At 74.2% G+C, this 13,205-nt stretch carries 10 protein-coding genes and 2 riboswitches; of the genes, 4 read left to right on the forward strand and 6 right to left on the reverse strand.

From position 1 onward, the window contains the following. Positions 1 to 70 precede the first annotated feature (70 nt). From cobF to SHK17_RS19005, 5 genes are read right to left on the reverse strand one after another with little or no spacing between them, the layout of a single operon-like run. Complete coding sequence (cobF, locus tag SHK17_RS18985; RefSeq protein WP_322920351.1) at positions 71 to 865, reverse strand: precorrin-6A synthase (deacetylating); 795 nt, start codon at positions 863 to 865, stop codon at positions 71 to 73. Further along, positions 862 to 5,280 carry a cobaltochelatase subunit CobN gene (gene cobN, locus SHK17_RS18990; protein ID WP_322920352.1) on the reverse strand — a complete coding sequence of 1,473 codons (4,419 nt, stop codon included), beginning with the start codon at positions 5,278 to 5,280 and terminating at the stop codon, positions 862 to 864. Before cobN ends, cobF begins: the two co-directional genes overlap by 4 nt. Continuing rightward, complete coding sequence (locus SHK17_RS18995) at positions 5,277 to 6,086, reverse strand: ABC transporter ATP-binding protein (protein ID WP_322920353.1); 810 nt, start codon at positions 6,084 to 6,086, stop codon at positions 5,277 to 5,279. Before SHK17_RS18995 ends, cobN begins: the two co-directional genes overlap by 4 nt. After that, positions 6,079 to 7,053 carry a FecCD family ABC transporter permease gene (locus tag SHK17_RS19000; protein WP_322922057.1) on the reverse strand — a complete coding sequence of 325 codons (975 nt, stop codon included), beginning with the start codon at positions 7,051 to 7,053 and terminating at the stop codon, positions 6,079 to 6,081. Before SHK17_RS19000 ends, SHK17_RS18995 begins: the two co-directional genes overlap by 8 nt. A 59-nt stretch (positions 7,054 to 7,112) precedes the next feature. After that, entirely contained in the window at positions 7,113 to 8,129 is a 1,017-nt protein-coding gene (locus tag SHK17_RS19005; protein ID WP_322920354.1) for an ABC transporter substrate-binding protein, read from the reverse strand. A 27-nt stretch (positions 8,130 to 8,156) separates the two neighbouring features. Next, positions 8,157 to 8,295: riboswitch (cobalamin riboswitch) on the reverse strand. 71 nt (positions 8,296 to 8,366) lie between these two features. On the opposite strand from SHK17_RS19005, the gene SHK17_RS19010 reads away from it, so the two are divergent. Beyond that, entirely contained in the window at positions 8,367 to 9,185 is an 819-nt protein-coding gene (locus SHK17_RS19010) for a nitrite reductase (RefSeq protein ID WP_322920355.1), read from the forward strand. An 83-nt stretch (positions 9,186 to 9,268) separates the two neighbouring features. Here the strand turns inward: SHK17_RS19010 and SHK17_RS19015 are convergent, their stop codons facing one another. Further along, the gene (locus SHK17_RS19015; RefSeq protein ID WP_322920356.1) at positions 9,269 to 9,976 is read right to left on the reverse strand and encodes a 4a-hydroxytetrahydrobiopterin dehydratase; all 708 of its coding nucleotides are present in this window, start codon (positions 9,974 to 9,976) and stop codon (positions 9,269 to 9,271) included. A 68-nt stretch (positions 9,977 to 10,044) separates the two neighbouring features. Beyond that, a riboswitch (cobalamin riboswitch) is annotated at positions 10,045 to 10,122 on the forward strand. A gap of 49 nt (positions 10,123 to 10,171) precedes the next feature. On the opposite strand from SHK17_RS19015, the gene SHK17_RS19020 reads away from it, so the two are divergent. From SHK17_RS19020 to SHK17_RS19030, 3 genes are read left to right on the forward strand one after another with little or no spacing between them, the layout of a single operon-like run. Next, entirely contained in the window at positions 10,172 to 10,825 is a 654-nt protein-coding gene (locus tag SHK17_RS19020) for a precorrin-8X methylmutase (RefSeq protein ID WP_322920357.1), read from the forward strand. Further along, positions 10,822 to 12,450: a precorrin-2 C(20)-methyltransferase gene (locus SHK17_RS19025; RefSeq protein WP_322920358.1), complete on the forward strand. Its 1,629-nt coding sequence runs from the start codon at positions 10,822 to 10,824 to the stop codon at positions 12,448 to 12,450. Before SHK17_RS19020 ends, SHK17_RS19025 begins: the two co-directional genes overlap by 4 nt. Continuing rightward, a complete protein-coding gene (locus SHK17_RS19030; RefSeq protein WP_322920359.1) occupies positions 12,447 to 13,196 on the forward strand; it encodes a cobalt-precorrin-4/precorrin-4 C(11)-methyltransferase in 750 nt (249 codons plus the stop codon). Before SHK17_RS19025 ends, SHK17_RS19030 begins: the two co-directional genes overlap by 4 nt. Positions 13,197 to 13,205 lie beyond the last annotated feature (9 nt).

Raw genomic sequence — 13,205 nt, forward strand, 5'->3', positions numbered from 1 at the left:
CTCTGTGTGCGTGGTGGGGACCACTGTGGTCCCACCTCGTCCAACGCGCCAGAAGTTGAGTCGATTCCCCTCAACTCTGGGGACGTCGCATGGTGTCAGCGCGCCGGAGGAGGTAGGTGTCCATCACCCAGCCGTCGGCGTCCTTCGCCCGCGCGCGAGCCGCCCGGACCTCCTCGACGACCTCGCCGAGCCGGCCGGCGACGAGCTCCTCGTGGGGGCTGCCGAGGTTGGCGCCCCACCAGATGTCCCACTCGCCCTCCTCCGCTGGAAGCAACGTTGCCTGCAGCCGGCCGTCCAGCATCACGACGAGGTTGTCGTGGCCGGCGGCGACCTCGTCGGCGAGCCGGCGCCCGGTCGTCACCAGCACCGGCCGGCCGACCTCGTGGAGCACGACCCGGTGCCGGGCGGCGAGGAGCGAGAGCGCGGAGATGCCGGGCACGACGTCGTACGCCACGCCCAGGCGGTCGACCAGGCGGTCGACCACGCGGTCGACCACGCGGATCGTCGAGTCGTAGAACGCCGGGTCGCCCCACACCAGGAGGCCGACCGTGCCGGGCCGCTGCGCGATCACCGATCCGTACGCCGCCGCGCGGGCGTCGTGCCAGTCGAGGACCGCGCCGTCGTAGCCGGCGCCGTCGAGGCCCGCGTCGCGGTCGCGCGGCGGGTCGGGGACGGCGACCAGCTCGACGCCGACGTCCTCGCAGACCGCGCGGCGCAGCGCGAGCAGGGGATCACCCGGGCCCTTGTCGGCGGCGATGACGTAGTCGCACCCCGCGATGGCTTCGCGGGCCTCGGCCGTCAACTGCCCGGGGTGGCAGCCGATGCCGACGATCCTGACCCGCACGGCCGGTCCCGCCTCGATCACCGGTCCTCCAGCTCGCCCTCGACGTCGAGGTAGACCTGCTGCAGCGCCGCCATCACGTCGGCGTCGGGCGACTCCCACAGCCCGCGCTCGGCGGCCTCGTGGAGCCGCTCGACGATGCCACGCAGCGCCCACGGGTTGGAGGTGCGCAGGAACTGCTGGTTGGTCTCGTCGAGGACGTACTCCTTGGCCAGCGTCTCGTACATCCAGTCGTGCACGACCCCCGTCGTGGCGTCGAACCCGAACAGGTAGTCGACGGTCGCGGCGAGCTCGAAGGCTCCCTTGTAGCCGTGGCGCTGCATCGCGGCGATCCAGCGCGGGTTGACCACGCGCGCCCGGAAGACGCGGTTGGTCTCCTCCTGCAGCGTGCGGGTGCGCACCGCGTCCGGCGTCGTCGAGTCGCCGACGTAGGCCTTGGGGTCACTGCCGGTCAGCGCGCGGACCGTGGCGACCATGCCGCCGTGGTACTGGAAGTAGTCGTCGCTGTCGGCGATGTCGTGCTCGCGGGTGTCGATGTTCTTCGCCGCCACCTTGATCCGCCGGTAGTTGGCGCGCATGTCGTCGGCGGCCGGCGCCCCGTCGAGGTCGCGGCCGTAGGCGAAGCCGCCCCAGGTCGTGTAGACCTCGGCGAGGTCCTGGTCGCTGCGCCAGTTGCCGGACTCGACGACCTGCAGGATCCCGGCGCCGTACGACCCGGGCTTGGACCCGAAGATCCGGGTGGTCGAGCGCCGCTCGTCGCCGTGCTCGGCCAGGTCGGCGCGCGCGTGGGCGCGGACGTAGTTGTGCTCGTCGGGCTCCTCGAGGCCGGCCACGAGGCGTACGGCGTCGTCGAGCATCGCGACCACGTGCGGGAAGGCGTCGCGGAAGAAGCCGGAGATCCGGACCGTGACGTCGATGCGCGGCCGGCCGAGCTCGTCGAGCGGGACGACCTGCAGGTCGTTGACCCGGCGCGAGGCCTCGTCCCACACCGGCCGCACGCCGAGCAGGGCGAGCACCTCGGCGATGTCGTCACCGCTGGTGCGCATCGCGCTCGTGCCCCACACCGACAGGCCGACGGACTGCGGGTAGGTGCCGGTCTCGTCGAGGTACTTCGCCACGAGCGACTCGGCCATCGCGTGGCCGGTCTGCCACGCGAGGCGGGAGGGGACCGCGCGCGGGTCGACGGTGTAGAAGTTGCGGCCCGTCGGCAGCACGTTGACCAGCCCGCGCAGCGGCGAGCCGGACGGGCCGGCCGCGACGAACCCGCCGTCGAGCGCGTGCACCACGGCGTCGAGCTCGTCGGTCGTGCGCGCCAGCCGCGGCACGACCTGGGTCGCCGCGAACTCCAGCACCCGCTGGACCTCGGGGTCGTCGTGGAGCTCGGCCGCGCGGGCGGGGTCCCAGTCGGCCTTGTCCATCTGCTCGACGAGGTCACGCGCGATCGCCTCGACCCGGTCCACCTCGGCCGTTCCCTCGGTGGTCGAGTAGCCGTCGCGAGGAACGAGCGACGGCATATCGAGACCCAGGCCGAGCGCCGCCCGCAGCCCCGGCACCGCCTGGGCCTGCCCGCCGAACACCTGCGCCGCCCGCATGATCGCGAGCACGAGGTTGACCCGCGCCTCGCCGGCGGGCGCCTCGCCGAGCACGTGCAGCCCGTCGCGGATCTGCGCGTCCTTGATCTCGCAGAGCCACCCGTCCACGTGCATGATGAAGTCGTCGAACTCCTCGGCGTCCGGCTGCTCCTCCAGCCCCAGGTCGCGGTGCATCTCCGCGGCGTGCATGAGCTGCCAGATCTCGCCGCGGATCGCCGGCAGCTTGGCCGGGTCCATCGCGGCGATGTTGGCGTGCTCGTCGAGGAGCTGCTCGAGGCGGGCGATGTCGCCGTACGACTCCGCGCGGGCCATCGGCGGCACGAGGTGGTCGACGATCGTGGCGTGCGCGCGGCGCTTGGCCTGCGCGCCCTCGCCCGGGTCGTTGACGAGGAACGGGTAGACCAGCGGCAGGTCGCCGAGCGCCGCGTCGGTGCCGCAGCTCGCCGACAGCGCGGCGTTCTTGCCGGGCAGCCACTCCAGCGAGCCGTGCTTGCCGAGGTGGACCACGGCGTCGGCCTGGAAGCCCCCCTCCTCGACAGCACTGCCCAGCCAGCGGTAGGCGGCGAGGTAGTGGTGCGTCGGCGCGAGGTCCGGGTCGTGGTAGATCGCGATCGGGTTCTCGCCGAAGCCGCGCGGCGGCTGGATGAGCAGGACGACGTTGCCGGCCCGCACCGTGGCGAGGACGAGCTCGCCCGCGTCGTTGACGAAGAGCGACCCGACGCCCGGCCCCCACGCCTCCACCATCGCGTCGCGGAGGTCCTGCGGGAGGTCGCGGGTCCAGGCGGCGTACTGCTCCGGCGTGATCCGCACGTGCGCGTCCGTCAGCTGCGCGTGGGTCAGCCACTCCTCGTCCTGGCCGCCGGCGGCGATGAGCGCGTGGATCAGCGCGTCCCCCTTCTCGGTGTCGCTCGCGTCCCGGCCCAGGATGTCCGTCACCACGTTCCCCGACCCCAGGTCGTACCCCTCCGCCCGCAGCCGCTGGAGCAGCCGGATGGTCGAGACCGGGGTGTCGAGGCCGACGGCGTTGCCGATGCGGGCGTGCTTGGTGGGGTAGGCCGAGAGCACGAGGGCGAGCCTCTTCTCGGCGTTCGGGGTCGTCCGCAGGCGCGCGTGCCGCACCGCGATGCCGGCGACGCGGGCGCAGCGCTCGGGGTCGGCGACGTAGTGCGGCAGCCCGTCGGCGTCGACCTCCTTGAAGGAGAACGGCGCGGTGATGATGCGGCCGTCGAACTCCGGGATGGCGATCTGCGTCGCCGAGTCGAGCGGGCTGACGCCGTCGTCGGAGGCCTCCCACTCGGCGCGGCTCGAGGTGAGGCACAGGCCCTGGATGATCGGGATGTCGAGCGCCGACATCCGCGCCACGTCCCACGACTCGTCGTCCCCGCCGGCGCTGGCGCTCGACGGTACGCTGCCGCCGGCCGCGAGGACGGTCACGATCAGCGCGTCCAGCGTGCCGAACGCCTCGTAGAGCTCGTCGGGCGCGGAGCGGAGCGAGCCGACGAAGATGGGTACGCCGACCGCGTGGCCGGTCGCGTCCACCGCGTCGGCGAGGGCGTGCGCGAAGGCGGTGTTGCCGCTCGCCTCGTGCGCCCGGTAGTAGAGGACCCCGATCCGCGGCAGGTCCTCGTCGACCGCCGGCCGCTCCGCGAACCCCCACTGCGGCAGCACCGCCGGCGGCGCGAACCCCTCGCCGGTCAGCAGCACGGTGTCGGAGAGGAAGGCGTGCAGCTGGGCGAGGTTGTCCGGGCCGCCCTCGGCGAGGTAGCGGTGGGCCTCGGCGGCGACGCCGATCGGCACCGACGACAGCTCCATCAGCTCGGCGCTCGGGGTCTGCTCGCCTCCGAGGACGACGGCGGGCATGCCGGTCGCGGCGACGCGGGTGAAGCCGGAGCAGAGGTCCTGCGGCGAGCCGAGCAGCCGGCCGACGACGAGGTCGCAGCCCTCGATCACCTCGGCCATCGACTGGTGGCCGGGCCGCGCCGGGTTGGCGAGGACGTAGTCGGCACCCGACGCCCGCGCGCTGAGCAGGTCGGTGTCGGACGTGGACAGGAGCGCGATCCGGGTCATGACGGGTCCTCCGGGGTGACGGGCGGTGCGGTGGTCGGGGTGGTGGTCGGGGTGGTGGTCGGGCGTGGTGGCCGCTGCGCGGGTGCGGGCGAGCCGGTGGCCGTCGACGGGGGTCCCGCGGACGAGGTGCTGGGCGACGAGGTCCTCGGCGACGGCGGCGTCCACGCCGCCGTACCAGACGTCGTCGGGCTGGATGCTGACGACGGGTGCGTGGTTGCAGGGGAACTGGCAGCCGGTCTGGGTGATGAGCACGTCGTCGTCGCCGAGGCCGTGCTCTGCGAGGAGCCGGCCGAGCGCCGTCGCCGTCCGGTCGGAGCCGGCGGCGGTGCAGCGAGGCCCGCGGCACACCAGCACCTGGTGCCGGTGGCCGGGGACGGCGTCCCACGCGGACGACGCCAGCGCCGCCTCGCTCCCGGTGATCGGACGGGCGAGGTCGAGGATGCCGCGCAGCGTGGCCGCGTCGTGGCCGTCGAGGTCGTTGCGCAGCACCGCGGTGGCGACCCGCACGTCGGGGCGTACGCCGTCGCGCTCGCGCCACCAGTGACCGGCCACCCGACGCAGCCAGGACTGCGCCGGGGCGTGCGGGCCGAGGCTGACGCCGGCCAGCGAGATCGTCGTCGCGCCGGCGTCGGCCAGCCGGGTGAGCTCGGCGGAGAGGGACGGGTCGCCGAGCTGGAGGTAGCCGACGCTGCCGCCGAGGCGGCTCGCCGCGGCGGCCAGGCGTGCGTGCTCGGCGACCTCGAGGACCGACATCCCGACGAGCAGGTCGTGGGCGCTCACACGCGCACCTCCCGCCGGGGTCCGTTCCAGCGCACGTGCGGCCGGTCGTGGACCGGGTGCGGCTCGACGGTGGCGTCGACGCCGTAGACGTCCGCGATCAACGCCGAGGTGAGCACCTCGTGCACCGGGCCGGCGGCGACCAGCCGACCGGCGTCGAGGACCGCGAGCCGGTCGCAGTAGGCGGCGGCCAGCTCGAGGTCGTGCAGCGCGGCGACGGTGGTGAGGCCGAGCCCGCGGACGCGGTCGAGGAAGTCGAGCTGGTGGCCGAGGTCGAGGTGGTTGGTGGGCTCGTCGAGGAGCAGCACGGCGGGGCGCTGGGCCACCGCGCGGGCCAGCTGGGTGCGTTGGCGCTCACCGCCCGACAGCGTCTGCCAGCTGCGGTCGGCCAGCTCGGCGACGTCGGCGAAGCGCAGCGCCTCGTCGACCGCCTCGCGCTCGCCCGGCGGGGTGTCGAAGACAGCGAGACGCCCGGTGCGGTGCGGGATCCGGCCGAGCTCGACGACCTGCCGCACGGTGAGGTCGAGCGTCGTCGCCGCCTGCTGCTCGACCAGCCCCACCAGCCGGGCCCGCTCGCGCGGCGGCAGGGCGTGGAGGTTGCGGCCGTCGAGCAGCACGTCGCCCGCGGCCGGTCGGGTCTGGCCCGCGACGAGGTTGATCAGCGTGGTCTTGCCCGACCCGTTGGGCCCGAGCAGGCCCGTCACCGTGCCGGGCTCGCAGACGAGGTCGATGTCGCGGACGATCTCGCGGCCGCCGGCCCGCCAGGCCGCGCCGCGCACCTCGAGGCGTACGCCGTGCGCGTCAGGCATGGTGCCCCCCGCGGCGCAGGAGCCAGGCGAAGAACGGCGCCCCGACGACGCCGGTGACGACCCCGAGCGGCACCTCCTGCCCCTCGACGACCGACCGGGCGACAGTGTCGGCGAGCACGAGCGTGATCGCGCCGACGACAGCGCACATCGGCAGCAGCAGTCGGTGGCCGGGACCGGTGACGAGCCGCACCATGTGCGGCACGACCAGGCCGACGAAGCCGATCAGGCCGGCGTACGCCACCAGGCAGGCGGTGACCAGGGCCGTGCCGACGAGCAGCAACCAGCGCAGCCGGGTCACGTCGACGCCGAGCGAGCGGGCGGACACCTCGCCGAACGCGAAGGCGTCGAGCTGGTCGGCCAGGGCGACGATGCCGACCGTGGCGACGAGCGCGACGACGGCGAGGAACACCGACGACTCCCACCGCAGCCCCGCGACGGAGCCGAGGGTCCACGACAGCACCCGGCGCGCGGCCTGGCTGTCGCCGCTGACGATGACGAGGAAGGCGGTGTAGGCCGCGCAGACCTGGCCGACGGCGACGCCGGCGAGGATCGTGCGGGTCGGGGGCAGGCTGCCCGACCGGCCGGCGGCGAGCAGCAGCACGGCGAGCAGCGCCGCCAGCGCTCCCGCGAAGCCGGCCCCCGCGACCGCGGCCGAGCCGACGAGGCCGGCGAACGGCACGCCGAGCACGATGACCGTCACCGCACCGACGGCCGCGCCGCCCGAGATGCCGAGGAGGTAGGGGTCGGCGAGGTCGTTGCGGGTCAGCGACTGGAGCACCGCTCCGCACAGCGCCAGCGCGGCGCCGACGGCGGCCGCGCCCAGCACGCGCGGCATCCGCAGCTGCCACACGATCTGGTCGTGGAAGAGCGCGACGTCGAAGTCGCCCAGGTGCATCCGCCGGCCGACGACCTCCAGCACCTGCGGAACGGGTACGGGGACCGCCCCCACCCCGAGCGACACCGCCATGGCGACCCCGAGCACCACCAGCCCGAGGGCGAGGGTGCCGAGGCCACCCAGGGTCCGGGTCACCGTGCGGCGGCGAGCTCGAGGAGCTGGTCGGAGACCGAGGCGGCGCCGTCGGCGAGACGCACCCCCGGTGTGGTCTCCGAGAAGGGGACGACGACGTACGCCTCGGCGGCGACGGCGTCGAGCTGCCGGAGGACCGGGTCGGCCTCCAGGTAGTCGATCTTGTCCTCGGCACTCGACCAGGAGGCGTCGGCGAGCACGATCACGTCGGGGTTCGCGGCGACGACCTTCTCCCACGTGCCGTCGGCCCAGCCGTCGTCGAGGCCGCCGAAGACGTTGGTCGCGCCGACCGCGTCGAGCACGAGCTGCGGCCCGCCGCCGCCCGCGCCGACGTACGGCGTGCGGTCGCCGGAGTCGAACCAGAGGACGTCGAGCCCCGTGCCCGCCGCGGTCTCCTCGATCCCGTCGAGCAGCGCCTGCTGCTCGGCGACGAGCTGCTCGGCCCGCTCGGGGACGCCGAAGGCGGTCGCGACCGACTCGACCTCGTCCCAGACCGCGTCGAAGGACGGCTCGGGCCGGTCGGCGGCCTCCTCGCACCCGAAGGGCGAGAGGTACGACGGCGTGCCCGCCGCGTCGAGCTCGTCGCGCGTGCCCGCCACCTTGGCGTCGAAGGCGCTGCCGTAGGACGCGTAGACGAAGTCCGGCTGGGCCGCGAGGAGGTCCTCGCGGGAGGGGTACTCCTCAGCGAGCACGTCGACCGACTCGTAGGCCGCCTGCCACTTGGCTGGGACGGCGTCGTCGAGGTAGGCGGTGCCGGCGAGCTGGTCCTCGACGCCCAGGGCGAGGGCGACCTCGGTCGCACCCTGGTTGAGGGTGACGGCCCGGCGCGGCCGCGCCGCCAGCGTCGTGGTGCGCCCGCAGCTCGTGACCTCGACGGGGAAGATCGACGCGCTGCCGCTCGTGTCGGCCGGGCCCGGATCGGACGCGCTGTCCGCCTCCGGAGCCCCGGCGCAACCGCTCAGGACGAGCACAGCGGTGACGGACAGGACGGTCTTCGGCAACAGCGCGATCCGCACGGATCCTCCTCGGGGTTCTCGCCCCTCGTGATGGGATCCGCGTGGGCCAGTGTCTGGCTACGGCCTGCGCTCGGCAGGCCTCACAGTGGCGGAACCGCCCCGGGCTTGCACCGGGTTCCTGGGTCCCACGCGGAGTGGTGCCGCGAGCCTAGCCGGTCTCTCGCCTGACCCTCCAACGATGGTTGAGCAGCGAGGAACGAGCGTGCCGAAACCAAGGCCGTGCCAAGATCTCGCCCCATGACCGACCGGACCCGCGGCGACCTCTGCCCGGGCGTCTTCCGCCCCTGGCCGGCCGACGACGGCGCGCTCGTCCGCCTCCGGGTCCCCGGCGGCCACCTCACCCGTACGACCCTCCTGGCGCTGCTCGACCTCGCCGAGTCGTACGGCGACGGGCGGGTGCACCTGACCAAGCGGGCCAACCTCCAGCTGCGCGCGCTGCCGTCGATCGACGGCGCCCTGCCGGACGCGGTGGTCGAGGCGATCCGCGCGACCGGCCTGCTCCCGTACCCCGCGCACGAGCTGGTCCGCAACGTGCTCGTCTCGCCGCTGACCGGGCTGGTGGGCGGTCGCGCCGACCTGCGGCCGGTCACCCGCGAGCTGGACGAGCGGATGTGCGCGATGCCGTCGCTCGCCGACCTGTCGGGGCGGTTCCTCCTCGTCCTCGACGACGGCCGCGGCGACCTCACCTCCCGCTCGACCGACCTGGGCCTGGTCGCCCTGTCCGCGGACACCGCTCAGCTGCGGGTCGGCAGCGACCGCTGGGGACCGGTGGTCCCGCTGACCGAGGCGGCCGCCCGCCTGACCGAGCTGGCGCGGGACTTCCAGGAGGTCCGCGGAGCGGCGTGGCACGTCGACGAGGTGCCGGGCTTCGGGCCATCGGAGCAGCCGGACCCGCGGGCGCTCGTGTCGTCGGGCCCCCCGGCCTACGGCGAGGTGGTGTCAGGAGTCGTGCACGTGCCGATCGAGGGTGGTGTCGTTGGGAGCAACGTTGCCTGCACGCTCGGGGAGCAGCTGGTCGTCACCCCGTGGAAGTCCCTCGTGTCGGTGGTCGAGTAGCCCGCGAGGAACGAGCGGGCGTATCGAGACCCCCTCGCTGGTCGAGTAGCCCGCGAGGGACGAGCGGGCGTATCGAGACCCGATCAGCCGACCGCCGCCACGTCCACGCAGATGACACCCCGGTTCCCGTCCTGGTCGGCGATGACCGTCATCCCGGGCGCGTCGCTGTCGTCCACGACGGTCCCGCCCGCGGCGACCGCGGCAGCGATCCGCTGCTCGCGCGCCTCGGCCGCGACGTAGACCTCGAGGTGGAACCGCTGACCCTCGGACGAGTCGGACGCGCCGTCGTCGAACCACAGGTTCGGCACCCGCACCGTCGCGTCGCGGACCTCGTCGCCGGGCGACCCGCGACCCACGGAGTCACCGTCGCCGGTCAGCAGCGCCGCCCAGACCGGCGCGATGGTCGCGGACTGCGCGGTGTCGAGCCCGAGCTCGATCTCGCTCACGGCGGCCGGGTCGGCGGCGAGACCCTGGTCGGCGGCGACCTCGGAAATCCGGCGCGCGAGGTCGACGTCCTGCTGCGTCGGCCACTCGACGACGTACTCCGTGCCGTCGTCGTCGCGGTAGATCGCGTCGGGCGTGACCAGCTCGAGGTCGACGTGCCCGCGACCGATCACGACGCGCGGGTGGTGGCCGACCGCGTCGCCCGCCTTGCCGACGGCGGCGACGAGACGCACGGCCCCGGCGAAGTCGTCCACGACGTAGCGGGCGTGCAGGCCCTGGGCCAGCTTGCGCCAGTCGGTCAGCCCGGCCTCGGCGATCTGCGCGCTCCTGATCATGTCCATGTCCATGTCCGGACCCTAGTCACCAGCGGCGACACCGGACAGGGACTGCCCTAGGCTGCCCCCGTCACGCGACGCAGGAACCCGGTGCGAGTCCGGGGCGGTTCCGCCACTGTCACTCCCTCCAACACATCGGAGGGACCAGCCAGACACTGCCCGCGCGACGTACCCGCCGACCAGGGGCGAGAACCCCGAGGAGCAGTGATGAGCCTTCCCGCGCGCCCGCCGCGCCGCTACGACTACGTCGACGACGGCGCCGCGATCTACGACGAGTCGTTCGCGACGATCCGCCGGGAGGCGTCGTTCGACCACCTGCCCGCCGACGCCGAGCGCGTCGCCGTCCGCATGGTCCACGGCACCGGCCAGACCGACCTCACCCGCGACCTCGTCGTCCACCCGCGGCTCGTTGCGGCAGCGCGTACGGCGCTCGAGGCCGGCGCGCCGATCATCACCGACGCCCACATGGTCGCGAGCGGCGTCACCCGCGCCCGCCTTCCCCGCGACAACGACGTCCTCTGCGCGCTGCGCGACCCGGAGGTCCCGGCGCTGGCGCGGACGATGAGCACCACCCGCTCCGCCGCCGCGCTGTCCCTCCTCGCGGACCGCCTCGACGGCGCGGTCGTCGCGATCGGCAACGCCCCCACCGCGCTCTTCCACCTCCTCGAGATGCTGCTCGACGGGGCGCCGCGACCGGCCGCCATCGTCGGCGTACCCGTCGGCTTCATCGGCGCGGCCGAGTCCAAGCAGGCGCTCGAGGAGGCCCCGATCGACGTCCCCTTCCTCACCGTCCGCGGCCGCCGCGGCGGCTCGGCGATGGCCGCCTCCGCCCTCAACGCGCTGGCCCAGGAGCGGGAGTGACCGGGCGGCTGCACGGCCGGCTCTACGGCGTCGGCCTCGGCCCCGGTGACCCCGAGCTGATCACCCTCAAGGCAGCGCGCCTCATCGGGTCCGCCGACGTGATCGCCTTCCACGCCGGCGTCGGCAAGACCTCCAACGCGCGCACGATCGCCGCCGACCTCATCCCGGACACCGCGGTCGAGGAGGAGCTCCGCTACCCCGTCACGACCGGCCCGACCGCGCACCCGGGCGGGTACGCCGGCGCCATGGCTGAGTTCTACGAGCAGTGCGCCGCGCGGCTGGGCGCCCACCTCGAGGCCGGGCGGACCGTCGTCGTGCTGGCCGAGGGCGACCCCCTGTTCTACGGCTCCTTCATGTACCTCCACGACCGCCTCTCCCCGCGCTTCGAGACCGAGGTCGTCCCCGGCGTACCTGCCTTCGCCGCCGCGACCGCCGTCCTCGCCTCGCCGCTGGTGCGCCAGACCGACGTCCTCACCGTGCTGCCCGGCACCCTCCCGGTCCCCGAGCTGGCCCGCCGCCTCGCCGACACCGACGGCGCGATCATCATGAAGCTCGGCCGCACCTTCCCCGGCGTCGTCGACGCGCTGCGCCAGGCCGGCCGCCTCCAGCACGCGCTGTACGTCGAGCGCGCCTCGATGCCCGCCGAGCGCTGGATGCCCGTGGTCGACGTCGACCCCGCGTCGGTGCCGTACTTCTCGCTGATCGTCGTCCCGGGCGACAGCGTGGCGGAGGACCCCCACGGCCGAAGGGCCTCGTCGGGCTCCTCCCTCGCTGGTCGAGCAGCCCGCGAGGACCCCCTCGCTGGTCGAGTAGGCCGCGAGGAACGAGCGGGCGTATCGAGACCCGACCCCTGCCTCGCTGGTCGAGTAGCCCGCGAGGAACGAGCGGGCGTATCGAGACCCACCACCCTCCGCGTCATCGGCCTCGGCCCCGGCCCGGACACGTGGGTCACCCCCGAGGCCGCCGAGGCGCTCAGCAACGTCGACCACGTGGTCGGCTATGCCCCCTACGTCCACCGCGTCCCGCAGCGCGAGGGCCTCACCCGCCACGCCTCCGGCAACACCGTCGAGGTCGACCGCGCCCGCCTCGCCCTCGACCTCGCCCAGCGCGGCGAGCGCGTGGCCGTTGTCTCGGGCGGCGACGCCGGAGTCTTCGGGATGGCGAGTGCCGTGTTCGAGGCAGCGGCCGACTACCCCGACGTACCCGTCGAGGTCCTCCCCGGCGTCAGCGCCGTCCAGGCCGTCGCGGCCAAGGCCGGGGCCCCGATCGGCGCGGACTTCGCGGTCGTGTCGCTGAGCGACCGGCTCAAGCCGTGGCCGGTGATCGAGAGGCGCCTGCGCGCGATCGCCGAGGCCGACCTGGTGCTCGCGGTCTACAACCCCGCCTCGCGCAGCCGCACCACCCAGGTCGCCGACCTGCAGAAGCTGTTCCTCGAGCACCGCAGCCCCGACACGGTCGTGGTGGTCGGCCGCGACGTCGGCCGCGACGAGGAGTCGCTGACCGTGACCACCCTCGCCGAGCTCGACGCCGACACGGTCGACATGAAGTGCCTGCTCATCGTCGGCGCCTCATCGACCACCGTGACCGCCGCCGGCCAGGTCTGGACGCCGAGGTTCGTGGAGTGACCGTCCACTTCGTCGGAGCCGGACCGGGTGCGGCCGACCTCATCACACTGCGCGCGGCGTCCCTGCTCGCTGCAGCCGACGTCGTGCTCTACCCGGGGACCTACCTCGACACCGAGGTCCTTTCCCACTGCCCCGACGCCCGCCAGGTCGACACCCAGCGCCTCGACCTCGACCAGATCACCGCCGTCATGGTGTCCGCGAACGCCGAGGGGCTCGAGGTCGTCCGCCTCACCTCCGGCGACCCGTCCCTCTACTCCGCCCTCTCCGAGCAGACCGCGCGCCTCGACGCGGCGGGCGTCGCATGGGACGTGTGCCCAGGAGTCCCGGCATACGCCGCCGCTGCCGCCGCCGTCGGCCGCGAGCTCACGGTCCCGCTGGTCGCGCAGTCGGTGGTCCTGACCCGTACGCAAGCCCGGTCGACCGCGATGCCTTCGACCGAGTCACTGGCCGCCTTCGCCGCGACCCGCGCGACGCTCGTCCTCCACCTCGCCATCACCCGCACCCGCGAGCTCGCGGCGTCGCTGGTCGACGAGTACGGCGCCGACTGCCCCGCCGTCGTCGTCCACCGCGCTTCACAGCCGGACGAGCTGGTCCTCCGCGCCACGCTCGCCGACATCGCCGACCAGGTCGAGGAGGCGGGGCTCAAGCACGCAGCGGTGGTCCTCGTCGGCTGGGCGCTCGCCCGCGACGGCGCGGAGTCCTGGCTTTACCAACCTGACCGCCCTCGCGAGCCAACCGCTGGCTGAGGAACACCA

It is taken from the genome of Nocardioides renjunii, assembly GCF_034661175.1.
Taxonomy (GTDB): Bacteria; Actinomycetota; Actinomycetes; order Propionibacteriales; family Nocardioidaceae; genus Nocardioides; species Nocardioides renjunii.

Coding starts and splice junctions, on each gene's coding strand:
- SHK17_RS18995 (WP_322920353.1), bottom strand. CDS start 6,086: ATGCCTGACGCGCACGGCGTACGCCTCGAGGTGCGCGGCGCGGCCTGG.
- SHK17_RS19000 (WP_322922057.1), bottom strand. CDS start 7,053: ATGGCGGTGTCGCTCGGGGTGGGGGCGGTCCCCGTACCCGTTCCGCAG.
- SHK17_RS19010 (WP_322920355.1), top strand. CDS start 8,367: ATGACCGACCGGACCCGCGGCGACCTCTGCCCGGGCGTCTTCCGCCCC.
- SHK17_RS19015 (WP_322920356.1), bottom strand. CDS start 9,976: ATGGACATGGACATGATCAGGAGCGCGCAGATCGCCGAGGCCGGGCTG.
- SHK17_RS19020 (WP_322920357.1), top strand. CDS start 10,172: ATGAGCCTTCCCGCGCGCCCGCCGCGCCGCTACGACTACGTCGACGAC.